This window comes from Conexibacter woesei Iso977N, from assembly GCF_000424625.1.
Taxonomy (GTDB): Bacteria; Actinomycetota; Thermoleophilia; order Solirubrobacterales; family Solirubrobacteraceae; genus Baekduia; species Baekduia woesei_A.
The window spans coordinates 114,521-139,668 of record NZ_AUKG01000001.1 but is presented as its reverse complement, the minus strand read 5'-3'; the positions used below and the strand labels follow the sequence as shown (position 1 = coordinate 139,668).

Genomic DNA, 25,148 nt, shown 5'->3' with positions numbered 1-25,148 from the left:
AGCAACACGTACGCGTTGCCGGCGCGAGCGCCGCTCCTACTGCTGGTTCAGCGCGATCGCCGCGCGGACCAGGTCCTTGAAGGCGTCCTCGTCGAGCGCGTCGCCCTCGCTCCAGTCGATCGCACGGCGCACGTTGCCGTCGAGGCTCGAGTTGAACATGTTGGTCGGGTCGTCCAGGCTCGCGCCCTTGGCGAACGTGACCTTGACGACCTTCTTGTAGGTCTCGCCGGTGCAGAGCATGCCGTCGTGGTACCAGGTCGGCACCCCGCGCCACTTCCACTCCTCCTCGACCTCCGGGTCGGCGTCCTTCACGAGCCCCCGGATCCGGGCCAGCAGGTCACCCCGCCAGTCGCCCAGCTCCGCGATGCGCTCGTCGATTCTCTTGGCGGCCTCCTCGCTCATGTGCTGAGTATGCCGCGCGGTTGGCCGCCGCGGCGGCGACGAGCCCGAGCGGCAACGCCAGCAGCCACATGGCGCGCGCGCCGATCCCGGCGCTGAGCGCGAGCCCGGACGCGGGGCCGCCGGCCATCCCGATGTCGGCGGTCGTGGAGATCGCGGCCTGGTAGGTCGCGCCCCGGCCGCGCGGCGCGATCTCGCTGACCAGCGCGTTGAGGTTCGGCCCGTAGAGCATCTGGCCGAAGGCGACCAGGACGACCGCGACGCCGACGAACGCGAGGCCGGACGCGGCGGTCGCCAGCAGCGCGAGCCCGAGCGCCTGGAGCGTCGCGCCGATCGCCAGCAGCGTCCCGACCGGGCGGTTCTTGGTGTACCTGGTCACGGGGATCTGGAAGACCACGGTGATCGCCGCGGAGATAGCGAGCATCACCGAGAAGTCGGTGGTGCTGAACGCGCGCTGGTCGCGCAGGATCGCGAGGCCGTCGGCCTCCCACCAGCCGAGCGTGATCGCCAGCAGGCCGCCGCCGGCGACGAGCAGGCCGAGGCGGCGGTCGTGGGCGATCGCCTTCAGGCCGGGCACGGCGGCCTGGAGCTCTTCGGCCTCCTCGTGGAGGTCGACCTGCGCGGAGCGGCGCGGCAGCGTGGCGACGATCACGACGCCGGCGGCGGCGAGCAGCGCGGCGGTGACGAGGAAGACATCGGACGTCGAGGCGTGCGCGACGACCAGCGCGCCCGCCAGCGGGCCGAGGATCGTCCCGAGGTTCGAGGCGGCGCGCATGATCCCGTAGGTGTGCGTGCGGTCGCCGGAGGGCGTGAGGTCGCCGACGAGCGCGAGCGCGGTCGGGTGGAAGGCGGCCTCGAACAGGCCGGCGGCGAAGATGATGGCGATCGCCAGGACCGCGCTGTGGACGAGCGCGAGCGAGCCGTAGCCGAGCGTCATCCCGAGCGTCGAGACGAGCAGCACCTGGCGGCCGCCGAGGCGGTCGGCGAGCACGCCGCCGCTGAGGCCGCCGGTGATCTCACCGGCGGCCTGGGCGACGAACAGCAGGCCGGCGGCGGAGCCGGCGAGGCCCGCGCGGTCGTGGCCCCAGAGGACCAGGAACGGCGCCATCGCGCCGAAGCCGACGCTGCTGACGCCGAAGGCGGCGACGAGACCGCGGACGGCACGGCGGGCGGAGGGGGAGGAGGAGAGGGGTGTGGGTGTTGCCATGGGGAAGGCGGTTCCTTCGTCGTGTGGTGAGACGCAACGGTGCGTCTCGTGTTGCGAGCGACGGTAGCACGCCGCGCCGCCCAGGCGCAACGGTGCGTCTCGCCTAGCCGAGCGTCGCGGCGACGAGGCCGGCGACGAACTTCGGCGGGATCGGCGCGCCGGTCAGCGCGCGGTAGACGACCGGGCCGACCAGCGCGTCGAGCGCAGCGTCGGCGTCGGTCTTCGCGTGGCCCGCGAGCATCGTGCGCTCCTGCCTGCGCCGCGGGGTCAGGTAGCGCTCGTGGAAGACCTTCGCGGTCTCGGCGTCGTGCTGGGCCTCGCCGATCAGCGCGAGCAGCACCTTGCCGGCGTCGTCCCTGGTCAGGAACTTCACGAGGTCGCGCAGGTACCTCGTCACGCGCTCGACGCTCGTCCCGGTGTCCGGCACGACGAGCTTGCGGTCGGCGTCCTGGATCAGCGTGTCGAGCAGGATGTCGACCTTCGACGGCCACCAGCGGTAGATCGTCTGCTTCGCGACGCCCGCCCGCGCGGCGATCCCCTCGACCGAGACGCCGCCGAACCCACGCTCGACGAGCAGGTCGTCGGCGGCATGCAGGACCGCCAGCCGCGCCTCCTCGTTGCGGCGGTGCGGTGCACGTCCCTTGGGCGTCCGAGCGGCAGGCATGGGCGAGCCGCACGATAACGCGCCCCCTACGAACGAACTGTAGACACGCGCGTGTCGGAAGTGGTTAGATCTTCCACCGCTTTCGACTACGAAGGGTTCTGGTCATCTCCGTTCGTCTCTCACGGCGCGGCGCGCTGCTCGCCGCCGCGCTCGCGTCGACTTTGCTCGCCTCCGGGGTCGTTCCGGCCGGCGCGGCCGCCCCGGCCGTCACGCGGCTGGCGGCGATCAGCCCGATGAACGACACGTCGTCGCCCAGCACGGCGGTGGCGGTCGGCAGCGGGTACTTCTTCGTGGCCAACGACGGCGCGCGCGGCGCCGAGCTGTACCACGGCGACGGGAGCGGGACGTCCACGCTGGTCAAGGACATCAACCCGGGGATGGCGGACGCCAACCCGGCGAACTTGACCGCGGTCGGCGGCACGCTGTACTTCACGGCCGACGACGGGACACACGGCCCGCAGCTCTGGAGCTCGGACGGGACGGCGGCCGGGACCACGATGGTCCGGGACCTCGGCACTGACGCGAGCCCGGCGGGACTGGTGGCCTCGGGCGGGAAGCTGTACTTCGTGCTGGGCGCCGACCTGTACGTCAGCGACGGCACCTCGAGCGGGACCAGGCCGCTGACCTCGGCGCTCGGCGCGGTCTCGAACCTGGCGCCGTTCGCGGGCGGCGTCGCGTTCAACGGCGATGGCGCGCCGTGGGTGAGCGACGGCACCACGGGCGGGACGCACGTCGTGACGACCGGCCTCGACGGGGCGGAGGGGTTCACCGAGCTCGACGGCAGGCTGTACTTCGCGGCGACGGGCGCGAGCGGCGGGCACGAGCTGTACCGGAGCGATGGCACCGTGGGCGGGACCGTGCTGTTGAAGAACGTCGCCTCCGGCGATGACAGCGGCAATCCCACCAACTTGACGGTCGTGGGCCACGCGCTGTTCTTCGCCGCCGACGCCAGCGGCAGCGGTCAGGACGTGGAGCTGTGGAGGTCCGACGGCACGACCGGCGGGACCGCTGAGGTCAAGGACATCAACACGACGGGGAGCTCGGGGCCGACGTGGCTGACCGCGCTCGGCGGGACGCTGTACTTCAGCGCCGACGACGGCAACGGGACGGCGCTGTGGCGGTCCGACGGGACGTCCGGCGGGACCGCCGTGGTCCACGACGCGGGCGGCCACCCGGTGGTCGCGCCCCAGCAGCTGACGGCTTCCGGGTCCGCGCTGTTCTTCGGCGCGCGCGAGGACGCCGACGGGTACGAGCTGTGGAGGACCGACGGGACGGCCGCGGGGACCGCGCTCGTCAAGGACATCATGCCGGGCGCCGGCGATGGGTTCGGCGACGCGCTGGCCGCGGTCGGCGGCGGGCGCGTCGTGCTCACGGCCGACGACGGCGTGCACGGCAAGGAGCCGTGGATCAGCGACGGGACCGCCGCGGGCACGACGCTCGACGACGTCCGGCTGCAGGGGCTGGCGAACCCGACGCCGTCGGTGCGGCTCGGCGACCAGCAGTTCTTCGTGGCCTTGAGGCCCGGCGGCGACCTGCAGCTCTACGTCACCGACGGCACGTCCGGCGGGACGCGGGCGATCCCGGGTGCGTTGGGCCCGAGCGGCATGACCGTGTTCAGGAGGAAGGTGTACTTCGTGGCCTTCGACGCCGACCTGGGCGGCACCCAGCTCTGGTCGACCGACGGGACCGCGGCCGGGACCCACGAGGTCACCAGCGTGCCGGGGCTGCTGGTGCAGGGCGGCGTCGGCAGCGTGGTGGCGGCGGGCAGGTACGTGTACTTCGTCGGCGACGCCGGCGCGACGACCGGGGCCGAGCTGTGGAAGACCGACGGCACCGCCGCCGGGACGGCGATCGTCAAGGACATCAACCCGGGCAGGACGGCGTCGTCGCCGGGCTCGCTGGCGGCGCTGGGGAGCAAGGTGGTGTTCTCGGCGACCGACGGAAGGCACGGCCAGGAGCTGTGGGCGTCGGACGGGACCGCCGCGGGGACCGCGATGGTGCAGGACAGCGTGGCCGGCACCGGCGGCGTGTCGCCGGCCGGCATGTACGCCTTCGGGGGCAAGGTGTACTACTCGGCCGACGCCGTCGGCAGGCAGTACGACCAGGAGCTGTGGGCGTCGGACGGCACCGACGTCGGCACCGGGCTGGTCAAGGACATCCGGACCGACGGCGGCGCGAGCATGCCGGGCGGCTTCACGGCGGCGGGCGGCAGGTTGTACTTCTCGGCCGCCGCGACCGACGACGGGCCCACGGTCTGGACGACCGACGGGACCGCCGCCGGGACGAGGGAGGTTGACGGGACGATCCACTACCCCGGGACGCTGACGGCGGCCGGGACGCACCTGCTGTTCGCGGCGGGGACCACGTTGTACGGGTACGACACGGCGGCCGGCGGCGTGCCGGTGGCGCTCTCGTCCACGGTGCCGTTCGCGCCGCCGACGGGCGCGCCGATCGCGGTCGACGGCGACGTCGCGTACTTCGCGGCCGCCGACGCCGAGCACGGCATGGAGCTGTGGTCGACCGACGGCATCGCCGCCGGGACCGCGCTGGCCGAGGACCTGACCGACGGCCCGGTGTCGTCGTTCCCGGTCCCGCTCGGCGTCGGCTCCAACGCGCCGGTGCTGACGATGGACACGCCGGCCGACGGCACGGTCGTCGTCCGCCTCGGCGACACCAGGGCTTCGCCGCCCGACGGCGACGACGGCGACGACCCGCCGACCGACACGACGCCGACGACGACGACGACGATCACCACGACGACTACGACTACGACGACGCAGACGTCACCCCCGCCCGCGCCCGGGCAGACGACCCCGCCGCCCGTCCACGCCACCGCGCCGCCCACCGACAGGCGCGCCAAGCCCCGCTCGCTCTCCGTGAAGGTCACGCGCAAGAGCACGACGCGCCTCACGATCACCGGCACGCTCAAGCTCGCGCCCGGGACCTCCAAGAGGGCCTGCACCGGAACGATCACCCTCACCCTCAGGCAATCCACCCGCACCCTCGGCCACACCACGGCGCACCTCACGAGGACCTGCACCTTCAAGGCCACCATCACCACCAAGAAGCCCAAGGCCTCACCCACCCCCAAGCTCACCGCCCACTTCACGGGCAACCCAACCCTCCAGCCCGCGAACTCCGTGACCACGAGCGTCCGCTACAGCCGCACGCGCTGAACAGGCCTTCGAACCCAACTGGCAGGGGTCCGGCCTATTCCTGACCCCGATCGCAGATCTACGCTCACCAGTTGTGAGCCCGAAGACGTCCAGCCGGTACCGCCCGCCCGTCGCGGCGGCAAGGCCTCCACCCGCCTCGAGCAGGGCGCGCGCCGCGACCCTCCCGGGCAGGATCCGCGACGCGTTCGTCGTCGACGCGCCCGCGTGGAACGCGACCTGGGCCGCGCTCCTCGTCCTGGCCGTCGCCGTCTGGGTCGTGGGCGCCTGGCTGCTGCCGGCGCTCGACATCAGGCCCAGGACCGGCCTCACCTTCGGCCCCTACTTCTTCCCGTTCGACGCCGTCAACCTGAGGCCGGAGCCGCTGGAGCAGCAGCGCTACCTGCTCGCGCTCCTCGCCGCGATGGCGGTCGTTCCCTGCGCGTTGCTCGTCGCGCGGCGCCGGAGCCTCGACGCGATCACGTGCTACGCCCCGGCCGCCGGGTTCGTCGCGGTCGTGGTCGTCGGGACGGTGTCGCTGGCCAGGGGCCACGGCACGTTCGACCGCTTCCTCTCGATGGGCCCGGTGCTGGCGATCGTGACGGCCGCCGTGCTGGCCTTCGGGGTCGCGACGCTCTTCGCCGGGCGCGCGCGCTGGCTGGCGCTGGCCGTCGACCGCCTGTCGCGCCGCCGCGCCGGTGAGCTCGCCGGGCTCGCGGTGGCGCTCGTCCTGGCGGCCGCCGTCCTGTCGGTGGGCATCTACTCCGACGGCAACATCATCTTGAGCGCCGGCAACACCGGCTCGCACGTCCAGTACACCTACGAGGAGGCGACGGCGGTCTACTACGGCCACACGCCGCTGGTCGATTTCACGCCCCAGTACACCGCGCTGCTGTCGTGGCTGCTGGCGCCGGTCTACCTCGTCTTCGCCCCGACGCTGGCGGTGTTCACGCTGAGCATGGCCCTGCTGGGCTTGGTCGCGCTCACGTGCCTGTACCTCACGTTCCGCGCCGTGACCGGGACTGCGGCGCGCGGGTTGCTGCTGTTCCTGGTGCCGATCGGGATCGGCTTCATCACCGGCCAGGTCGTGGCCGGCTGGAACGTCCACACGCTCGCCGGGTACTTCGCCCTGCTGCCGATCCGCGAGCTCGGCCCGCTCGCGCTGGCCCTCGCCACCGTGATGCTCGTCGGCGCCGCCAGGCGCACCCGCGGGCAGACGGTCGCGTTCGGCGCCGCGGCGACGGCGACGTTCCTGCTCAACGTCGAGTTCGGCCTGTTCGCGGTCGCCGGGGCGGTGCTCGCGGTCGCGCTGCTCAACGACGACCCGCGCGCGCCGCTGCGCCGGACCGCGGTGCTCGCGGGCGAGCTGCTCGCCGGCGGCGTCGCCGTCCTCGCCGCGTTCGCGCTGCTGACGCTCGTCAGGTCCGGCAGCCTGCCGGACCCGGGCCAGCTCTTCTACTTCTCGCGCCAGTTCGGCGCCGCCGGCTACTTCATGGAGCCGCTGAACCACCTGCTCGACCTCCACACGGTGATCTTCGCGACGTTCGTCGCGGCGACGACGGCCGGCATCGGGATCGTCGCCTTCGGGCACGTCCGGCCCGGCGTCCACGGCCGCCGCAGCGCCGCGCTCCTGGTCTACGCGGGCGTCTTCGGCTTCGGCGCGTTCGAGTACTACGTCGGCCGCACGCTGCCGGACACGGTCCCGGCGACGTTCCTGCCGTGGGGCATCGCGCTGTCGGCGCTGTGCTGGGAGGCCGGCTGCCGCCTCGCCGCCGGCGGCGTCAGCGCCCGCGCGATCCGGCCGCTGGCCGCGGTGGCGCTCGCGGGGACCGTGGTGCTCGGCGTCGACGGCCTGCGCCACCTCGACTACACCGTGCACCAGCCGGCGCGCATCGCCCGGACGGCGGACGTCTTCCCGTACTACGGCGAGCCGGACGCGATCGCCGCGGCGCGCCACTGCCTGGCGCCCGGGACCGCCGCGCTGATCTTCACCGACGTGCCCGACCGCGTCGCGCACGCCGCGGGCGTCAGGAACTGGTTCCCCTACAACAACCCGGACTCGGTGGTGACCAGGGAGCAGGCAGACCGCGTGTTCGACGTCGCCGCCAGGCACCACGTCACGGCGCTGATCAACCAGCGCGTGGCGCGCGGGACGATCGCCCGCCACGGCTACGTCGAGGTCCGCGTGTTCCCGTTCTCGCACGACATCCCCGAGATCGGCGGCGTCTACAGCGGCCAGACGACGGTCTGGGCCAAGATCGGCGCCAGGAACGCCGTCGACTGCCACGGCGCGGGCCAGCGCGCGACGCTCGTCGCGCGCTGACCGGGCGCGCGACCTCCGAACGGGCGGTGCGCTGACAGGTTCTCTGGAATCGTTCCAGAACATCTGACAGACTCCCGTGCCGTGCCGGCGGTCGGTGAGCTCGAGGCGATGTTGCGGGGTGTGGACCTTCGGGTCACGCGGCCGCGCGTTGCTGTGCTCGGGGTCGTGCATGAGCATCCGCATGCGGATACGCACTCGATCGTCGACCTGACCCGCCGGCAGCTCGGCGAGGTCAGCCAGCAGGCGGTCTACGACGTCCTGGGCGCGCTCTCCAACACCGGGCTGATCCGCCGGATCCAGCCGCCGGGCTCGGTGGCGCGGTACGAATCGCGCGTCGGCGACAACCACCATCACCTGGTCTGCCGCTCCTGCGGCGCGATCGAGGACGTCGACTGCGCCGTCGGCGCCGCGCCCTGCCTGACCGCCCACGACGACCACGGCTTCACCATCGACGAGGCCGAGGTCGTGTACCTCGGTCTCTGCCCCTCTTGCCAGTCCATCTCCTGAAAGGGCCCTCCCTTGTCTGAGCACAACCCCCACGAGCACCAGCACGCCGACGCCGTCGTCGGCGAGATGAACGAGGAGGGCCAGGCCGGCTGTCCCGTTCACCGCGCGCCTGAACCGACCCAGGGCGGCGGCAACCGCGGCTGGTGGCCCGACCGCCTGAACCTCAAGATCCTCGCCAAGAACCCGCAGGTCGCCAACCCGCTCGACGCGTCCTTCGACTACGCAGCGGCGTTCAACGCGCTCGATCTCAACGCGGTCAAGCAGGACATCGAGGGCGTCCTCACCACCTCCCAGGACTGGTGGCCCGCCGACTTCGGCCACTACGGCCCGCTGATCATCCGCATGGCCTGGCACTCCGCCGGCACCTACCGGATCTCCGACGGCCGCGGCGGCGCCGGCGCCGGCCAGCAGCGCTTCGCCCCGCTCAACTCCTGGCCCGACAACGCCAACCTCGACAAGGCCCGCCGCCTGCTCTGGCCGGTCAAGCAGAAGTACGGCCAGTCGCTGTCCTGGGCCGACCTCCTGATCCTCTCCGGCAACGTCGCGCTGGAGTCGATGGGCTTCGAGACCTTCGGCTACGCCGGCGGCCGCGAGGACGTCTGGGAACCCGACGAGGACGTCTACTGGGGCCCCGAGACCGAGTGGCTCGGCGACACCCGCTACACCGGCGACCGCGAGCTCGAGCAGCCGCTCGGCGCCGTCCAGATGGGCCTCATCTACGTCAACCCGGAGGGCCCGAACGGCAACCCGGACCCGCTGAAGTCGGCGATCGACATCCGTGAGACGTTCGGCCGCATGGCCATGAACGACGAGGAGACCGTCGCGCTGATCGCCGGCGGCCACACCTTCGGCAAGACCCATGGCGCGGCCGACCCGCTCAAGCACGTCGGCGCCGAGCCGGAGGGTGCGGGCCTCGCCGAGCAGGGCCTCGGCTGGAGCAACTCCTACAACTCGGGCGCGGGCGCCGACGCGATCACCTCGGGCCTGGAGGTCACCTGGACCACCACCCCGACCCAGTGGGGCAACGGCTTCTTCGAGCTGCTGTTCAACAACGAGTGGGAGCTGGAGAAGTCCCCGGCCGGCGCGCACCAGTGGGTCGCCAAGGACTCCGAGGCGATCATCCCGGGCCCGACGGCCGACTCGCCCGCGCGCCGCCCGACGATGCTGACCACCGACCTCGCGCTGCGCTTCGACCCGATCTACGAGCCGATCTCGCGCAACTTCCTCGAGAACCCGGACCAGCTCGCCGACGCCTTCGCCCGCGCGTGGTTCAAGCTGACCCACCGCGACATGGGCCCGCTCGCCCGCTACCTCGGCCCCGAGGTCCCGGACGAGACGCTGATCTGGCAGGACCCGCTGCCCGCCGTCAACGGCCCGCTGATCGATGGCGATGACATCGCCACGCTCAAGCAGCAGATCCTCGACTCGGGCCTGACGACGGCCGAGCTGGTCAAGGCCGCCTGGGCGAGCGCCTCGACGTTCCGTGGCAGCGACAAGCGCGGCGGCGCCTCCGGTGCCCGCATCGCCCTGGAGCCCCAGCGCGACTGGAAGGTCAACGACCCGGCCGAGCTCAAGACGGTCCTGGGCAAGTTGGAGGAGATCAGGAATACCTACAACAAGCCGGTCTCCCTCGCCGATCTGATCGTCCTCGGCGGCGCCACGGCGATCGAGTCGGCCGCGCAGGACGCCGGGATCACGGTCACCGTGCCGTTCACGCCCGGCCGCCCGGACGCGCTGCAGGAGCAGACCGACGTCGAGTCGTTCGCGCCGCTGGAGCCGCGCATCGACGGGTTCCGCAACTACGAGGAGCCCGGCGTCAGCCGCCTGCCCGCCGAGTTCAACCTGGTGGACAAGGCGAACCTGCTGACGCTGAGCGCGCCGGAGATGACCGTCCTGGTCGGCGGCCTGCGCGTCCTCGGCGCCAACGCGGGCGGCTCGACGCACGGCGTCCTGACCGACCGCCCCGGCACGTTGTCGAACGACTTCTTCGTCAACCTGTTGGACAACGACATCGCCTGGAAGTCGACCGACGAGGACCAGACGCAGTTCGAGGGCACCGCCCGCGCCAACGGCACGGTCAAGTGGAAGGGCACCCGCGCCGACCTCGTCTTCGGCTCGAACTCCGAGCTGCGGGCGCTGGCCGAGGTCTACGCGTCGGCCGACGCGGGCGAGAAGTTCGTTGCCGACTTCGTCGCCGCGTGGACCAAGGTCATGAACCTGGACCGGTTCGACCTCAACTAGCCACTACGGCGTGAACACGATGCGGTTGGTCGAGCGTGGCGCCGTCCAGGCGGTCGCCACCTCGGCCAGCGGCGTCGGGGTCGCGTCGATGGTGTAGGCGTTGGTCGTGAGGTGCGCGGCCAGCGCCGGCAGCTCCGCGACGATGTCGCGGGTGGGGACCGAGCCCTGGCCGGACCCGACGAGGGCCAGGCGCGCCGCGCGCAGCCAGGCGGACGGGACCGTGAGGTCGAGGCCGGCCATCGAGCCGATCTGGATCCACGTCAGCGGGCGGCCGCGATCGGGGCGCGCCGTCAGGACCGCGGGCAGCGCCGCCGCGGTCGCGGTGCCCCACAGGTAGTCGAGGACGACGTCCACGTCGCCGGCTGCGGGACCGACGTCGTCAAGGGCGACAACGCGATCGGCGCCGAGCGCGAGCAGCGCGTCCAGGCGTGCGGAGGGACGGGCGGCGCCGACGACGGACGCCGCCCCGAGGTGCCGAGCGATCTGCACCGCCATCCGGCCCGCGTTCCCGGTCGCGCCCAACACCATCACGTTGCTCCCGGGCGTGAAGTCGATCCGGCGGCGCAGCGCCAGCCACGCCGACATCGCCGGGTTCATCGCGGCGGCCAGGACGACCGGGTCGACGTCGTCGGGCAGGACGACGCTGCGCCGCGCGTCGATCGCCACGCGCTCCGCCATCGAGCCCAGCCGCGTGTCGGGCAGGATGAAGTAGCGCAGCGCGCCGTCCGCGTCGCGGCCGACGCCGTCGAACCCCGGGATCAGCGGCAGCTGCCCGTCGCTCTCGTAGTGCGTCCCGTCGGCGGCCGAGCGCACGCGCTGGTGGAGCCCAGCGGCAAGGACATCGACGACGAGTTCGTCCGGGCCCGAGACGACCGGGTCCTCGAACGAGGCGTACTGGGGTGGGGCGGAGAAGGAGGTGACGACGGCGGCATGCATAGTTGGTGGAACGAACCAATGTAGTTCGTGTCAGGTACCATGTCAACCACGATGCTCGGCGACCGCCCGGAAGACCTCACGCTCGTGGACGCGCTCGTCCAGCTCTCGTTCACCGTGCACGCCGCGCTGGCCGCCGCGGCCGCCGAGCAGGACCTCTCGGTCACCCAGCTGCGCCTGCTCGGGATCCTGCGCGACCGCCAGCCGCTGATGCTCGACCTCGCGCGCGTGCTCGGCCTGGAGAAGTCCAGCGTCTCCGGCCTGGTCGACCGCGCCGCCAAGCGCGGCCTCGTCGAGCGCGTCGACGCCACCCACGACGGCCGTGCCGTCCACGTCCGGATCACCGCCGAGGGTCGGCGCGTCGGGCGCAGGGCGCAGAGGCGCGTCAACGCGGAGGTCGAGCAGCTCGCCGCCGGGCTGGGCGAGCAGGACCGCGCCGAGCTGCGCCGCCTCGCCGCCGAGGTCGTCGCGCCCGCCTAACCCGCCGTCCCCTCCGTGTTCGGCGGCGTCGCGCCCGTCGCCGCGGGCGTCGAGGACGCCGCGCCGCCCGGCTCGTCGGACGAGAACGTGTCGCACGCCGCCGGCGCGCCCTGGTCCATCCCGATCCGCAGCCAGCGCACGCGCTGGGCCGAGGACCCGTGCGTCCACGTCTCCGGCTCCAGCGCCCTGCCCGCCTGGTTGCGCTGGAAGTCGTCGCCGACGATCGCCGCCGCGTTGACGATGTCCTGCACGTCGCTCTCGCTCAGCGCGCCGACGCCCCTGAGCTCGTGCAGCCACACGCCCGCGTAGCAGTCGGCCTGCAGCTCGACCAGGACCGACCGCGCGTTCGCGCCTCCCGGGTCGGTCTGCTCCAGCGCCGCGTTGCGCTGCAACACCCCCAACAACGTCTGGATGTGGTGGCCGACCTCGTGCGCGGTCACGTAGCCCGCCGCCCACCCGGACTGCAGCCCGTGCTGCGCGGCGAGCGCGTCGAAGAAGTCCGTGTTGAGGTACACGGTCGCCGACGCCGGGCAGTAGAACGGCCCGACCTCCGGCGACTGCACGCCGCACGGCGTGTGCACCTGCGTGTGGAACAGGACGAGGTGGCCCGGCTGGAACGGCACGCCCGCCGCGGTGAACTGGCGCTGCCAGAGCTGCTGGGCGGAGTCGAACGACGCGCGCAGGAACGCCGCGTCCGCCCTCGTGGCGTCGGTCGACGCCGGGTCCGGAGCGCCGCTGAGCGGGAGCGCGCGCGTCATCTTCTGCGCGTCCTCGCTCTCGATCGGCGAGCGCGGGGCCGCCGAAGGGCGGTCCCTCGTCGTGGTGGTGGCAGCCACCGACGCCGTCGTCGCGGTCGTCCCGGACCCGGACGAGTCCGACCCGCACCCCGCCGCGCCGCCGCCGGCGACGACGGCGAGCAGGAGCAGGACGGTTGCGATCCGCATGGCCTGTCACGCTCGCGCGCGGGCGAGTGACCGTGAATCACCCGTGCGGGGTGACCTCGCGTCACCCCTCGCGCCGAGAGGTTGGAGCGGCGATGAGCCAACTCCGCGAGGACCTCGACGCGCTCGTCCGGATCCCCTCGGTCTCCGTCCCCGGCGAGATCGGCCCGGACCTGCTCGCGGCGTTCGACCTCACGAGCGCGCTGTTCGCCGACGCCGGCGTCAGCGTCGGCCGCCTCGAGCTGCCCGACACCGCGCCGGTGCTCGTCGGCGAGATCCCCGCGCCGCCCGGCGCGCCGACGGTCCTGCTCTACAGCCACTACGACGTCGTGGCCGCCGGCGACCTCGGCGACTGGGACTCGCCGCCGTTCGAGCCGACCGAGCGCGACGGCGCGCTCTACGGCCGCGGCACCGCCGACACCAAGTCCAACATCATGATGCACGTCGGCGCGCTGCGCGCGTGGGACGGCAGGCCGCCGGTCGGGATCCGCCTCTGCATCGAGGGCTACGAGGAGATCGGCTCCGGCGCGCTGCTCGGCTTCCCGGCCGACGATCCGGAGCTGTTCCGCGCCGACGCGATGGTCATCGGCGACATGGGGTCGATCGCGCCCGGGACGCCGACGCTGACGACCGCGCTGCGCGGGATGGCCAACGTCGCGGTCGAGGTCCGGACGCTGGAGTCCGGCAAGCACTCCGGCCAGTACGGCGGCGCCGCGCCCGACGCGCTGCTCGCGCTGATCGCCGCGCTCGCGTCGCTGCACGACGACGCCGGCGACGTCGCGGTCGCCGGGCTCAAGCGCACGCCGTGGGACGGCCCCGCGCAGGCCGAGGCGCAGTTCCGCGACCTCGGCACGGTCCTCGACGGCCTGCCGCTGCTGGGCTCCGGCTCGCTGGCCGAGCGGGTCTGGTCCGGCCCGGCGATCACGGTCGTCGGGATCGACGTGCCGTCGGTCGACGGCGCGGTCAACGCGGTCTCGCCGCACGCTCGCGCGCTGCTCAACGTCCGCGTGCACCCCGAGCAGGACGCGGGCGAGGCGCAGGACGCCGTGATCCGCCACCTGCGCGCCGCGCGCCCCTACGGGATCGAGCTGGAGGTGTCGGCCGGCCCGACCGGCAACGGCTTCGCGGCGAGGACCGGCGGCCCGGCCTACGGCGCGGCGCGCGCCGCCTGGAGCAAGGCCTATGACCAGGACGCGGTGTTCGCCGGGTCCGGCGGGTCGATCCCGATCGTCTCCGCGCTGGCCGCCGCGCTCCCGGACGCCGAGGCGCTGCTGGTCGGCACCACCGACGGCTACGCGAACATCCACGGGCCCAACGAGCGCGTGCTGCTCGACGAGCTGGAGCGCGCGACCGCGGCCGAGGCGGACTTCCTCGGGCGCTACGCCGAGGCGTTCCGGTGAGCGAGCCCGCCGCCGAGCCGGCCGCCGAGCCGCCCGAGGGGAACACCGGTTGGCTCGGCTGGATCGAGCGCGCGGGCAACCGCGTCCCGAACCCCGCGCTGTTGTTCGTGGGGTTGATCGTCTTCGTGGTCCTGCTCTCGCAGGTGCTGGACTGGGCGAACGTCGGCGTCACGCACCAGGTCGCCGAGCCGCCCGCCGCGCAGGTCGCGACGCACACGGGCGGCGCGGCGCCGGCGATCGACTCCTACGACCCGCGCGACTCCTCGGCCAACCAGGGCGAGTACAGGATCGTCCGGGAGCACGTCGAGGCCAAGGGCCTGCTGACCGGCGACGGCATCCGCTTCATCTTCACGACGTTCGTGTCCAACTTCCTCGGGTTCGCCGCGGTCGGCGTGATCCTGGTGGCGATGATCGGCGTCGGGGTCGCCGAGCACTCGGGGCTGGTCGGCGCGCTGATCCGCAAGTTGGTGGCGATCTCCTCACCGGCGGCGTTGACCTACATCATCGTGTTCGTCGGGATCGTGTCGTCGGTCGCGTCCGACGCGGGGTACCTGGTGCTGGTGCCGCTCGCGGCGGCGGCGTTCATCAGCGTGGGGAGACATCCGCTCGCGGGCGTGGCCGCGGCGTTCGGCGCGGTCAGCGCGGCGTTCTCGGTCAACATCCTGCTGACGCCCGCCGACGGCGTCGTGACCGACATCACCAACGAGGCGGCGCAGCTCGTCGACCCGACGGTGCATCTCGACCTGGTGGCCAACCTCTGGTTCGGGATCGTCTCGACGCTGTTCCTGACCGTCGTGATCACGCAGGTCACGACGCGCCTGGTCGAGCCGCGGCTGGGCGTCTGGGACCGGTCGACCGCCGACCCGGAGGAGCTGGCGCGCGAGGAGGGCGACGCGGGGCTCGACCCGGCGCTGGAGGCCAAGGGCCTGCGCTGGGCGCTCTACGCGCTGCTCGCGGTGATCCTCGTCGTGGCGGCGCTGACGCTCCCGTCCGGCGCGCCGCTGCGCAACCCCGACAACGGCGACATCATCGGCGACTCGCCGCTGATGAGCTCGCTGATCGTGATCATCTCGGCGTGCTTCCTGGCCTCCGGCCTGGCGTTCGGGATCGCGACCAAGGTCATCAAGAGCTCCGAGGACGCGCTCGGGATGATCGTCAGGTCGTGGGCGAGCCTCGCGTCGCTGCTGTTCCTGTTCCTGCTGATCGCCCAGTTCATCGCCTACTTCGACTTCTCGAACATCGCGCAGGTGCTGGCGATCGCGCTCGGCGACATCCTCGAGAACCTGGACGTCGGCAAGGTGGTGTTGTTGCTCGGGATCATCGTCGTGACGATGGTCGTGGACATCATCATGCCCGCGAAGATCGCGAAGTGGGCGATCCTCGCGCCGATCTTCGTCCCGCTGATGCTGCGCCTCGGCGTCTTGCCGCAGACGGTCCTGGCCGCCTACCGCGTCGGCGACTCGCCGATCAACGTCATCACGCCGCTGATGCCCTACTTCCCGTTGATGGTGGTCTTCGCCGCGCGCTACCAGAGGAGCGCGGGCCTCGGGACCGTGATCGCGTTGATGATGCCCTACGCCTTGGTCGTCGCGGTGTTCTGGGTGCTGTTCTTCGTCGCGTGGTACCTGCTCGGGATCCCGCTGGGGCCCGGCTGGCCGGTGTGAGCGACGCGACCATCACCTTCGTGGTGCTGGGCGCTGCGGTGGTGTTGTTCGTGTGGAACCGGCTGCCGGTGCCGGTCGTCGCGCTGGGCGTGGCGCTGGCGCTGTACGGCGCGGGCGTGATCGACGTCGACGAGGCGTTCGCCGGCTTCGGCGACCCGACCGTGGTGTTCATCGCGTCGCTGTTCGTCGTCAGCGAGGCGCTGGACGCGACCGGCGTGACGACGTGGGCCGGGCAGCGGCTGGTCGCCGCCGCGGGGGACGGCGGCGGGAAGTTGGTGGTGTTGCTCCTGCTGCTGGCGGCGGGGTTGTCGGCGGTCCTGACGCCCAACGGCGCGGTCGCCGCGCTGCTGCCGCTGACCGTGCTCGCCGCGGTCCGGACCGGGCGCGCGCCGTCGAGGCTGCTGATCCCGATGGCCTACAGCGCCTACGCGGGCGCGTTGTTGGTGTTGATGGGCTCGCCGGTCAACGTGCTGGTCGCCGAGGAGGCCGACCGGACGACCGGCGACGCGTTCGGCTTCTTCACGTTCGCGCTGGTCGGCGTGCCGCTGGTGGTGGGCGTCGTGGCGCTGGTGATGTGGCTCGGCCCGCGGCTGCTGCCGGAGCGCAGGCCGCGCGCGCTGCCGCCGGACCTGTCCGAGCACGCGCGGACGCTGGTCGAGGACTACACCTTGGTCCGCCACGCGGTCCCGGACGCGCTGTTCACGCGCGCGTCGGGCGTGACGGAGGTGGTCGTGCCGCCGCGGTCGGCGCTGGTCGGGCTCGACCTCGTGCCCGGGATGGCGACGCCGAGCGGCGACCTCGTCGTCCTGGCCGTCCGGCGCGCGGGCGCCGACCTCGGGCCACGCGACGGGCCGCTGCGCGAGGGTGACCTGCTGCTGCTCGAGGGACCGTGGGGCGCGCTGGAGCACCACCTTGGCGGCGACGAGGTGCTCGTGGTCGACCGCCCGGACGCGGTCCGCCGCCAGGTCGTGCCGCTCGGCCCGGGCGCGCGCCGCACGCTGGTCGTGGTCGGCTGCATGGTGATCGCGCTCGCGGCCGGGCTGATGCCGGCGGCCGTCGCGGGCGTGCTGGCCGCGGGCGCGCTGGTCCTGCTCCAAGTCGTCGGGGTCGACCAGGCGTTCCGGGCGGTCGAGTGGACCGCGGTGGTCCTGATCGCCGGCCTGATCCCGCTGTCGCACGCGCTCCAGACGACCGGCGCGGCCGACGACCTCGCCGACCTCGTCCTCGACGTCGTCGGCAACGCCGGCCCGCACGTCCTGCTGATCGTCCTCGGGCTCGCCGCGGTCGCGCTCAGCATCGCCGTCAGCAACACCGCGACCGCGCTGATCCTGATCCCCGTCGGGGTCTCCGCCGCCCAGGCCCTCGACGTCTCGCCGCGCCCCGTCCTCATGAGCCTCGCAGTGGCCTGCAGCGCGTCGTTCCTGACGCCGATCTCCACGCCCGGCAACCTCATGATCATGAGCCCCGCCGGCTACCGCTTCGGCGACTACTGGCGCTTCGGCCTGCCCTGCACCCTGTTGTTCCTGCTCGTAGCGATCTTCTGGGTCCCCGTCGTCTGGAGCTTCTGATTCCCTACGCCGGTTCATGGGCAACGGGCTGCGGGGAGGATTCGGATGGCTGTGGGCCGCGTATGCGGTCAGCACGTTCGGGACCTACCTGGCGTTCGACGCGTTCTCGCTCGTGGCGATCATCGTGCTGCACGCGGGGCCGGCGAAGGTGTCGCTGCTGGCCAGCGCCGGGCTCGCCGTCGCGGCCGTCGCCGCGGTGCCGCTCGGCCCGTGGGTGGAGCGGCGGCGCAAGCGCGGGGTCATGGTCGCGATGGACCTCGTCCGGTGCGCGGCGCTGGTCACGATCCCGGTCGCGTACTGGCTCGGCGCGCTGCGGTTCGGGCAGCTGGTGGCGGTCGCGATCGTCGTCGGCGCGGCCGACATCGGGTTCAAGGCGGCCAGCGGCGCGTGCGTGAAGGCGCTCGTCCCGAGGGAGGAGCTGCTGCGCTCCAACGCGCGGCTGGAGTCGACGCTGTGGACGTCGATCGTCGCCGGGCCGCCGCTCGGCGGGCTGCTCATCAGCGTCCTGGGACCGGTCGCGACGATGGTCGCCGACGCCGCCAGCTACGTCGGCTCGGCCGCGGCGCTGCGGCGCGTCCCGCGCGGGCCGGCGCCGGCGGCGCAGGCGCGCGTCACGCGCCCCGGCGACCTGCTCGACGGCTGGCGCCACATCCTCGGCGATCCCGCGCTGCGGCCGCTGTTCTTCAACACCATCTTGGTTGGCGGCCTGATCATGGCGACCGCGCCGCTGATGGCGGTCCTGATGCTCGGCCGCCTCGGCTTCGCGCCCTGGCAGTACGCGCTCGCCTTCGGCGTGCCGTGCGTGGGCGGGCTGGTCGGCGCGCGGCTGTCGAAGCCGCTGGTCGCGCGGCTCGGAGAGGACCGCGTCCTGCGGATCTTCGGCTCGCTGCGCGCGTGCTGGACGATCCCGCTGGCGTTCATCCCCGCGGGGATCGGCGGGATCCTGCTGGTGATCGCCGTCCAGACCGGGCTGGTGACGACGATCGGGATCTTCAACCCGGTCTACGCGACGCGGCGCCTGGAGCTGACGCCCGACGACCGCGTCGCCCGGACGCTCTCGGCCTGGTCGGTCTCCTCCAGCGCCTCGATCGCCGCGCTGACCGCGCTCTGGGGCGTGCTGGCCAGCGTGACGAGCCTGCGGGCCGCGGTCGCCCTCAGCGGCGTCGCGATGCTCGCGACCCCGATCTTCCTGCTCAGAAACACGCGGAACCAGAAAGGCCACAGCTCCTTCACCACTCGGCAACGAGTCGGCGACGGCGCTGGGGCTTGAGTACCGCAGCGTCCCACCACCCCAAGTTCAGGACGTACAACATGGTTCCGCAGTTCCCCCGGCGGGGGCGCCTGCTGCTGGCCGCGACCACCGTCGCCGCCGCACTGAGCCCCGCTGCCGCCAACGCGGCGATCGTCGACGCGCATCTCGCGCTGACCGGCGACGCCGCCACCACGATGACCGTGACGTTCAACGAGAACGCCGCCGACGTCACCACCAACGCGACCGCCTACGCACGCCCGGCGGGCGGCAGCGGCGGTGCCGCGGCCTGCGTCACCGCGACGCCTGCGCCCGCCGACTGCATCGTGCTGCCGCTCGGCCGTCACGACGCCGAGGGCATCGACAACAACGCCGGTCCGTTCTACACGTTCTTCACCGGCACGTTCACCGGGCTGACGCCGAACACGTCCTACGACTGGTTCGTCGCCGACACCCAGACGCCGGCCGGCTACGTGCCCGGCACGTTCAGGACCGCCCACAGCGGCGACGCCGAGTACACCGCCGCGACCTACGGCGAGGTCCACGTGGACGACGGCGACGACGTCGTCAACTTCGGCGCCAGGGCGGCGCGCGACTACTCGATCCAGGGTGTCGTCGGCGCCACCGCGGCCGACGGCGTGGTCTACAACCAGCCCACGCGCCCGGCGTTCGTCGTCTCCTCCGGCGACAACATGAACGACGGCACGATGGAGAGCATGTACGACCGCCTGCTGCAGGGCACGTACACGTACTCCGGCAACGCGGTCCCCGACAACAGCAACGCGCTCAAGTTGATGGGGTCGGTTCCGTTCATGTCCGCCTTGGGTGACCACGAGTACAAGAACACCGCTCAGGCCGGCACGGCGTCGCCGCTGTACTACGCGCACTTCCCGAACCCGGACAACGGCCCAACCGGCCAGGAGGACCGCTCGTACTCCTATGACTACGAGGGTGTCCACTGGACGGTCCTGGAGGCGAGCCCCGGCGTGCACCCCGCGGCCTTCCCGGCCTACTGGCAGCACGAGCTGCAGTGGCTCGACCAGGACCTCGCGGCGGCCGTCAGGCGCACGCGCTTCCAGGTCGTCGTGATGCACCAGCCGCCGTTCCACTCCAAGACGAGCCGCGTCTACCCCGAGTACGCCGACCCCGAGTTCCGCGACGACATCATGCCGTTGATGGACAAGTACGGCGTCGAGTTCGTCGTCTCCGGCCACGACGCGCACAACGTCCGCAGCTACCCGCTCAACGCGGTCCCGACCCCGGACTGGAACGCCGACAAGCCGAAGCTGTCGCCGAAGGTCGTCGCGCCCGGCAAGGGCACGGTCTACCTGGAGCAGTCCACGACCGGCAAGAACTACGACGGCCTGCTCGACGCCGAGCCGTGGGTCGCGTGGTCGCAGAGCCAGTCGACGATGCCTGCCGTGTTGTTGTTCAACTTCGGCAAGGACAGCATCTCGGCGAAGTTCGTCCGGACCGACGTCCTGGACGAGTCCGCCGACCCCAGGGTCCCGGCCCAGGTCGGCCGGCTGCTGCCGACCGGCCAGCCGGTCGACGACTTCACGATCCCGCAGGTCCCGGCGCAGGCCGACGTGGTCGACCCCACGCCGGTCAAGGGCGACAAGGGCGACCCGGGCACGAACGGCACCAACGGCGCCAAGGGCGACACCGGCGCGACCGGCCCCGCCGGGCGCAACGGCACCGACGGCAGCAACGGCAGGAACGGCATCTTCACGCTGACCGTCTCCCGCGCCTCGGCCGCCTCGGTGCGCCGCGGCCACGTCGCCGCGCTGGCGTTCGTCCTGCGCAACGGCACCGTCGCCTCGCCGAAGGGCACCGCGACGCTGACCGCCGTCGCGCCGAAGGCGCTGCGCCTGGCCGGCGGCACGACGCACGCCAAGGACGTCGCGGCGCCGAGGCCCGGCGCCTCGCGCACGGTCAAGTTGTCGCTGAAGGTCGGCAGGACCGCGACCCGCGGCACCCACAAGATCAAGGTCAAGCTCCGCCTCGGCGGCGACGTCATCACGACGTACGTCCGCCTGAAGGTCAAGCGCTAGCCGTCTAACGCCCCGGGCCTCCGGTCAGCCACGCGTCCGACCGGTTCGGGGGCAGCATCGTGACGAGGATCAGGATCACGGCCGTCGCGCCGAAGTACTGGTACAACGATGCGGTGCCCTCGAACTGGCCGGTCGCGGTCTGGCCGAAGGCCAGGCAGGCGAACGTGATCATCGCGATCGCCAAGGCCACCATCATCGCCGACTTGCGCCGGTGCGGCAGGAACTCCGCGCGCAGCAGGCTGACGACCAGGACCACGAACACCAGGAACTCGAGGATCCCGAGGATCACCCACGCGGCGTCGGTCCCGGGGAACACGTGCAGGAACGACGTCGAGAACTGCTTCTTGATCCCCGCGGGCGCGTGGCCGTTCTCGTCGAACAGCTTCTCCTTGCCCGAGTAGAACATCAACCCGCCGACCATCAGGTACACGCCGGCGATCGTCGCCCAGTAGGCGGCGCCGTCCCACCACGAGCCCCTGCCGACGACAGCGAAGTCCTGATCGGTCACGCTTCCAACGCCCTCGAGAAGAACGACAGCGCCTTGCGCGTCTTGGTGGTCGCGCCCCTCGCGGGCGCGACGCCGCGCTCGGCCAGCCAGCCGCGCAGCTCGGCCGCGACCTGGAAGGCCTCGCTCGGCGCGCACTTCGTCGACAGCTCGACGATCCGCGAGCCGTCCGGGTAGAGCCACATCTCGCCGACCAGCTTGCGCGAGAAGCCGGCGGTCATCCCCTTCAGCTTGAGCACGAAGATCGGGCCGAGCAGGCGCAGGTCGTCAAGGCCGATGCCTTCCGGCGCGTGGTCCTCGTAGAACGCCCGCTGCTCCTTGGTGTACAGCTTGCGCAGCGGCGCACCCTCGGCCAGGTGCGGCCCGCACGGCCTGCGCGCCAGGCCCTTCATCGAGCCGCTGCAGACGAAGCCGGTCTCCATCGCGTCGACCTCGACCACGAACTCCGGGAGCTTGCGCAGCCGGCCCGGCAGCTCGGCCGGGACGACCGGGCGCAGCTTGACGACCGTGTCGTCCGGCTTGCCCTGCGTGCGCCGGGCGCGGACGACGACGCCGGCCTGCTCGAGCGCGAGGTCGGGCGTGTCGAAGAAGTGCACCATCCGGATCTGCGCGTCGAGCGGGTCGAGGCCGAGGACCTCGGCCGCCCTGCGCTGGGCCTGCACGTCGACCGTCAGCTTCAGCTCGACCGAGTCCGCGTCGCGCAGCAGCGACAGCAGCTCGACCAGCTTGTCGTCCCTGACCAGCCGCACCGGCGGCGCGGCGGCGGCGGCGGGCGGCGTCATCGCGTCCGCCCCCACTGCGCGGTCAGCTGGAACAGCACGACGACGTCGAGCGCGATCACCAGCACCGCGAAGACCGGGAACTCGCTGGCGACCGCGAACATCAGGATCGCGTGCAGCAGCACGAAGCCGACGGCGAGCCAGCGCGCGACGGTCATCTGCAGCGCCAGCGCGATCCCGGTGAGCGACATGACGATGCCGCCGATCAGCAGCACCCAGCCCCACGCGGTGATGTCCCAGACGACGGGACCGCCGGTTCCGCCGACCTGGACGACCTTGTCGTTCAACAACGCGGCGAGCCCGAACAGGATCGTCAGCCCGCCGCTCATGAACAGCGTCACGGCGGCGAACAGGATCCAGCCGTTCGGCACGTCCGAGGTGCGCGCGGCGCTGGCCCTGCGCTCGGCCGCGGACGGCGTCGCGGTCAGCGGGGTGGGCGAGCCCGGGTGTGGGGTGGAGGCCATGATGGCGCTGAGGTTCCCGCGCACACGGGCACCCGAGCATCACCCGCACTGGGTGAACTGCGCTCACCCCGCGCGGGGGCACGCTCCGCGATGTGGAGCACGGACCGCCCAGACAGCGTGTCGAGATCAGCGTGTCGGCCCGGACGGTCCTCGGCGTGCTGGCGCTCTGCGCGCTGGTCGCGCTCGTGCTGGTGTCGCTCGGAACGCTGCTGTCGATCTTCGTCGCGGGGATCGTCGCGCTCGGCCTCGACCCGCCGGTCACCAGGCTCGTCGCGCGCGGCTGGAGGCGCGGGGTCGCGGCGCTCACGGTGTTCGTCGGCATCTTCATCGCCGCGGTCGTCCTCGTCCTGCTGACCGCCGGGCCGCTGTGGGATCAGATCGTCGAGTTCGTCAACACGCTGCCCGCGTACTGGGACAAGCTGACGCACACCGACGGCTTCCAGCAGTGGATCGGGACCGCGGGCGCCGACGACCAGATCAAGGAGGGGCTCAAGAACCTCGCCGCGGGCCTGCCCGACGCGGCCACGACGATCCTCGGGATCGCGGGCGGCGTCTTCGGCGGCGTGCTGTCGCTCGTGACGCTGACGTTCCTGGCGCTGTTCCTGCTGATGGAGCGCCCGACGATCACCGACTGGCTGTTCGGCTTCGCGACCCCGCCGGTCGAGCAGCGCTGGCGGCCGGTCGTGGAGGAGTCGGTCGGGGCGATCTCGTCGTCGCTGCTCGGCAACCTCGCGATCTCGGTCGTCGCGGCGACGGTCGCGGGCCTGTCGGCGTGGGCCTTCGGCCTGCCGTTCCCGATCGTCCTGGCCGTGATGACCGGCTTCCTGGACCTGATCCCGCAGGTCGGCGCCACGATCGCCGCGGTCGTCCTGGTCGCGATCGGCCTCACCGTTTCCACCACCGCGGGCGTCGCGATGCTCGTGATCCAGCTGATCTACCAGCAGCTCGAGAACTACGTGGTCTACCCGATCGTCTACAGGAGGGCGGTCGAGCTCTCGGCGTTCACGACGATCGTCGCGGTGCTGATCGCGTCGTCGATCCTCGGCGTGGTCGGCGCGATCCTGGCGGTGCCGTTCGCGGCGGTCATCAAGATCCTGCTGCGCGAGGCGGGCCGGCCGCGCCGCGAGCAGATGGCCGCGCTGCGCGAGCAGTCCGAGCGCGCGCCACCCGCCCCTACGGCGACGCCGGAGCCCGCTCCGCCGGCGCTGGCGGAGGTGCGTCCGTCACCCGCCCGCCCTTCATGAGCACGAGCGCGACGACCAGCGCCACGGCCATCACGCCACCCATCGCGCGGTAGACGGTCGCGGTCGCCTCGGTCACGCCGTGGGCGGGCGTCCGGTTCAGGAAGACCGTCCCGAGCACGGCGAGCCCCAGCGACGACGCGAAGTAGCGGACGGTCTGCGTCACGCCGGTGACCTCGCCGTAGGAGCCGCGCGGCGCGCGGTTGAGCGCGTCGGTCGAGACCGGCGAGAGCACGAGCCCGAGGCCCGCGCCGGTCACGACGATCGCAGGCCACTCGTCGCTCAGCGAGGACCCCAACCTGCTCGCCCACCACCGGAAGGCCACGGCCGATATCGCGCAGCCCGCGATCACCGCCGGCCGCGCGCCGTGGCGGTCGAGGATCCGGCCGCCGATCTGCGACGCGCCCGCGAAGCCGAGGAAGAACACCAACAGGTACAGGCCGGTCTCGCCGGCGTCGTCGTGCAGGACCGCCTGCGCGTAGACCGAGGCGAAGAAGAACAGCGGGACGAAGCAGACACAGAGCAGGAACAGCACCACGTTGTCGGCGGCGAACCCGCGGTCGGCGAAGATCCGCATCTCGATCAGCGGGTCCGGCGTGCGGAGCTCATACAGGATGAACCCCGCCAGGACGGCCGCGCCCACGACCAGGCAGGCGATCGTCGCGACGCTGCCCCAGCCCCACACCGAAGCTTGTTGTAGGCCAAGGACGGCGAGGCCCATCCCGGCGCTGACGAGGATCGCGCCGCGCGTGTCGACCGGCACCACGCGCTTGTCCTCGGCGGGCCTCGCGCGCAGCGTCAGCGCGAGCGCGATCAGCGCGACCGGGATGTTGATCCAGAAGATCGCGCGCCACGTCCAGTCGATCAGGAAGCCGCCGGCCAGCGGGCCGACCGACGTCAGCGCGCCGGTGATCCCGAAGAACAGCGCCAGCGCCTTGCCGCGCTCGGCCACGTCGAACGTCGCGGCGGCGATCGCCAGCGCGCTCGGGAACAGGATCGCGCCGAACGCGCCCTGGACGATCCGGAACGCGATCAGCCACGCCTCGCCCGCGCCGCTGCTCGGCGCCGCGCCGCACAACGCGGAAGCGATCGCGAAGCCGGCGATCCCGATCAACACCATCGTGCGGTGGCCGACGACGTCGCTGAGCTTGCCGCCGAGCGCGAACAGCGCCGCGAGCGCGAGCAGGTAGCCGTTGATGATCCACTGCGCGCCGGTCCCGGTGAGGTCCAGGTCCCTGTCGATCGCCGGGACCGCGATCGCGACGATCGTCTGGTCGATGAACATCATCGCGACCGCGAAGATCATCGCGGTCAAGACCAGGTACTTGGAGCCTTGCGTGGTGGGCATCGGCGCGCATTCTGCATGACGGAACGGCG

At 72.4% G+C, this 25,148-nt stretch carries 20 protein-coding genes; 11 read left to right on the top strand and 9 right to left on the bottom strand.

The window, feature by feature from the left end; all coding sequences use genetic code 11:
• Nucleotides 1-36: 36 nt before the first annotated feature.
• From H030_RS0100655 to H030_RS28220, 3 genes are all read right to left on the bottom strand, one after another.
• Complete coding sequence (locus H030_RS0100655; protein ID WP_027004685.1) at nucleotides 37-402, bottom strand: DUF1801 domain-containing protein; 366 nt, start codon at nucleotides 400-402, stop codon at nucleotides 37-39.
• Complete coding sequence (locus tag H030_RS0100650; RefSeq protein WP_081690403.1) at nucleotides 338-1,606, bottom strand: MFS transporter; 1,269 nt, start codon at nucleotides 1,604-1,606, stop codon at nucleotides 338-340. The genes H030_RS0100655 and H030_RS0100650 overlap by 65 nt, the downstream gene beginning before the upstream one ends.
• 103 nt (nucleotides 1,607-1,709) lie before the next feature.
• Nucleotides 1,710-2,270: a TetR/AcrR family transcriptional regulator gene (locus H030_RS28220; RefSeq protein WP_035125692.1), complete on the bottom strand. Its 561-nt coding sequence runs from the start codon at nucleotides 2,268-2,270 to the stop codon at nucleotides 1,710-1,712.
• Between the two features lie 161 nt (nucleotides 2,271-2,431).
• Between H030_RS28220 and H030_RS35980 the strand changes: the two genes are divergently transcribed.
• The 4 genes from H030_RS35980 (at nucleotide 2,432) to katG (ending at nucleotide 10,493) form a co-directional block, all read left to right on the top strand.
• On the top strand, nucleotides 2,432-5,446 hold the full coding sequence (locus H030_RS35980; protein ID WP_027004683.1) for a hypothetical protein: 3,015 nt from the start codon (nucleotides 2,432-2,434) through the stop codon (nucleotides 5,444-5,446).
• Nucleotides 5,447-5,519: 73 nt separating this feature from the next.
• Entirely contained in the window at nucleotides 5,520-7,745 is a 2,226-nt protein-coding gene (locus tag H030_RS0100635; RefSeq protein WP_027004682.1) for a hypothetical protein, read from the top strand.
• Nucleotides 7,746-7,853: 108 nt separating this feature from the next.
• Nucleotides 7,854-8,252, top strand: a complete 399-nt coding sequence (locus H030_RS0100630) for a Fur family transcriptional regulator (protein ID WP_035126225.1) — start codon at nucleotides 7,854-7,856, stop codon at nucleotides 8,250-8,252.
• Between the two features lie 66 nt (nucleotides 8,253-8,318).
• Entirely contained in the window at nucleotides 8,319-10,493 is a 2,175-nt protein-coding gene (gene katG / locus H030_RS0100625; protein WP_027004680.1) for a catalase/peroxidase HPI, read from the top strand.
• Nucleotides 10,494-10,496: 3 nt separating this feature from the next.
• On the opposite strand, the gene H030_RS0100620 is transcribed toward katG, so the two are convergent.
• Nucleotides 10,497-11,429, bottom strand: a complete 933-nt coding sequence (locus H030_RS0100620) for a quinone oxidoreductase family protein (RefSeq protein WP_027004679.1) — start codon at nucleotides 11,427-11,429, stop codon at nucleotides 10,497-10,499.
• A 39-nt stretch (nucleotides 11,430-11,468) separates the two neighbouring features.
• On the opposite strand from H030_RS0100620, the gene H030_RS0100615 reads away from it, so the two are divergent.
• On the top strand, nucleotides 11,469-11,906 hold the full coding sequence (locus tag H030_RS0100615; protein ID WP_027004678.1) for a MarR family winged helix-turn-helix transcriptional regulator: 438 nt from the start codon (nucleotides 11,469-11,471) through the stop codon (nucleotides 11,904-11,906).
• Here H030_RS0100615 and H030_RS35975 read toward each other — a convergent pair.
• The gene (locus tag H030_RS35975) at nucleotides 11,903-12,850 is read right to left on the bottom strand and encodes a neutral zinc metallopeptidase (protein ID WP_051221375.1); all 948 of its coding nucleotides are present in this window, start codon (nucleotides 12,848-12,850) and stop codon (nucleotides 11,903-11,905) included. The genes H030_RS0100615 and H030_RS35975 overlap by 4 nt on opposite strands.
• A 32-nt stretch (nucleotides 12,851-12,882) precedes the next feature.
• On the opposite strand from H030_RS35975, the gene H030_RS0100605 reads away from it, so the two are divergent.
• Genes H030_RS0100605 through H030_RS0100585 form a run of 5 tightly spaced genes read left to right on the top strand, consistent with a single transcriptional unit; the run spans nucleotide 12,883 to nucleotide 20,782 of the window.
• Nucleotides 12,883-14,247 carry a M20/M25/M40 family metallo-hydrolase gene (locus H030_RS0100605; RefSeq protein ID WP_419470647.1) on the top strand — a complete coding sequence of 455 codons (1,365 nt, stop codon included), beginning with the start codon at nucleotides 12,883-12,885 and terminating at the stop codon, nucleotides 14,245-14,247.
• A complete protein-coding gene (locus H030_RS0100600; protein ID WP_027004676.1) occupies nucleotides 14,244-15,911 on the top strand; it encodes an AbgT family transporter in 1,668 nt (555 codons plus the stop codon). Before H030_RS0100605 ends, H030_RS0100600 begins: the two co-directional genes overlap by 4 nt.
• Nucleotides 15,908-17,479: an SLC13 family permease gene (locus H030_RS0100595; RefSeq protein WP_027004675.1), complete on the top strand. Its 1,572-nt coding sequence runs from the start codon at nucleotides 15,908-15,910 to the stop codon at nucleotides 17,477-17,479. The genes H030_RS0100600 and H030_RS0100595 overlap by 4 nt, the downstream gene beginning before the upstream one ends.
• Nucleotides 17,480-17,495: 16 nt before the next feature.
• Entirely contained in the window at nucleotides 17,496-18,749 is a 1,254-nt protein-coding gene (locus tag H030_RS0100590; RefSeq protein ID WP_035125690.1) for an MFS transporter, read from the top strand.
• Nucleotides 18,750-18,790: 41 nt separating this feature from the next.
• Nucleotides 18,791-20,782 carry a metallophosphoesterase gene (locus H030_RS0100585; protein ID WP_027004673.1) on the top strand — a complete coding sequence of 664 codons (1,992 nt, stop codon included), beginning with the start codon at nucleotides 18,791-18,793 and terminating at the stop codon, nucleotides 20,780-20,782.
• Nucleotides 20,783-20,786: 4 nt separating this feature from the next.
• Here H030_RS0100585 and H030_RS0100580 read toward each other — a convergent pair whose 3' ends face one another.
• From H030_RS0100580 to H030_RS28195, 3 genes are read right to left on the bottom strand one after another with little or no spacing between them, the layout of a single operon-like run.
• Nucleotides 20,787-21,290, bottom strand: coding sequence for a hypothetical protein (locus H030_RS0100580; RefSeq protein ID WP_027004672.1), 504 nt, complete (start codon nucleotides 21,288-21,290; stop codon nucleotides 20,787-20,789).
• On the bottom strand, nucleotides 21,287-22,069 hold the full coding sequence (locus H030_RS28200) for an adenylate cyclase (protein WP_155891752.1): 783 nt from the start codon (nucleotides 22,067-22,069) through the stop codon (nucleotides 21,287-21,289). Before H030_RS28200 ends, H030_RS0100580 begins: the two co-directional genes overlap by 4 nt.
• Nucleotides 22,066-22,530 carry a DUF7144 family membrane protein gene (locus H030_RS28195; RefSeq protein WP_155891751.1) on the bottom strand — a complete coding sequence of 155 codons (465 nt, stop codon included), beginning with the start codon at nucleotides 22,528-22,530 and terminating at the stop codon, nucleotides 22,066-22,068. The genes H030_RS28200 and H030_RS28195 overlap by 4 nt, the downstream gene beginning before the upstream one ends.
• Before the next feature lie 131 nt (nucleotides 22,531-22,661).
• Here H030_RS28195 and H030_RS0100565 point away from each other — a divergent pair, with 131 nt between their 5' ends.
• Nucleotides 22,662-23,774 carry an AI-2E family transporter gene (locus H030_RS0100565; RefSeq protein WP_027004671.1) on the top strand — a complete coding sequence of 371 codons (1,113 nt, stop codon included), beginning with the start codon at nucleotides 22,662-22,664 and terminating at the stop codon, nucleotides 23,772-23,774.
• Here H030_RS0100565 and H030_RS0100560 read toward each other — a convergent pair.
• Complete coding sequence (locus H030_RS0100560; RefSeq protein ID WP_027004670.1) at nucleotides 23,704-25,119, bottom strand: MFS transporter; 1,416 nt, start codon at nucleotides 25,117-25,119, stop codon at nucleotides 23,704-23,706. The genes H030_RS0100565 and H030_RS0100560 overlap by 71 nt on opposite strands.
• Nucleotides 25,120-25,148 lie beyond the last annotated feature (29 nt).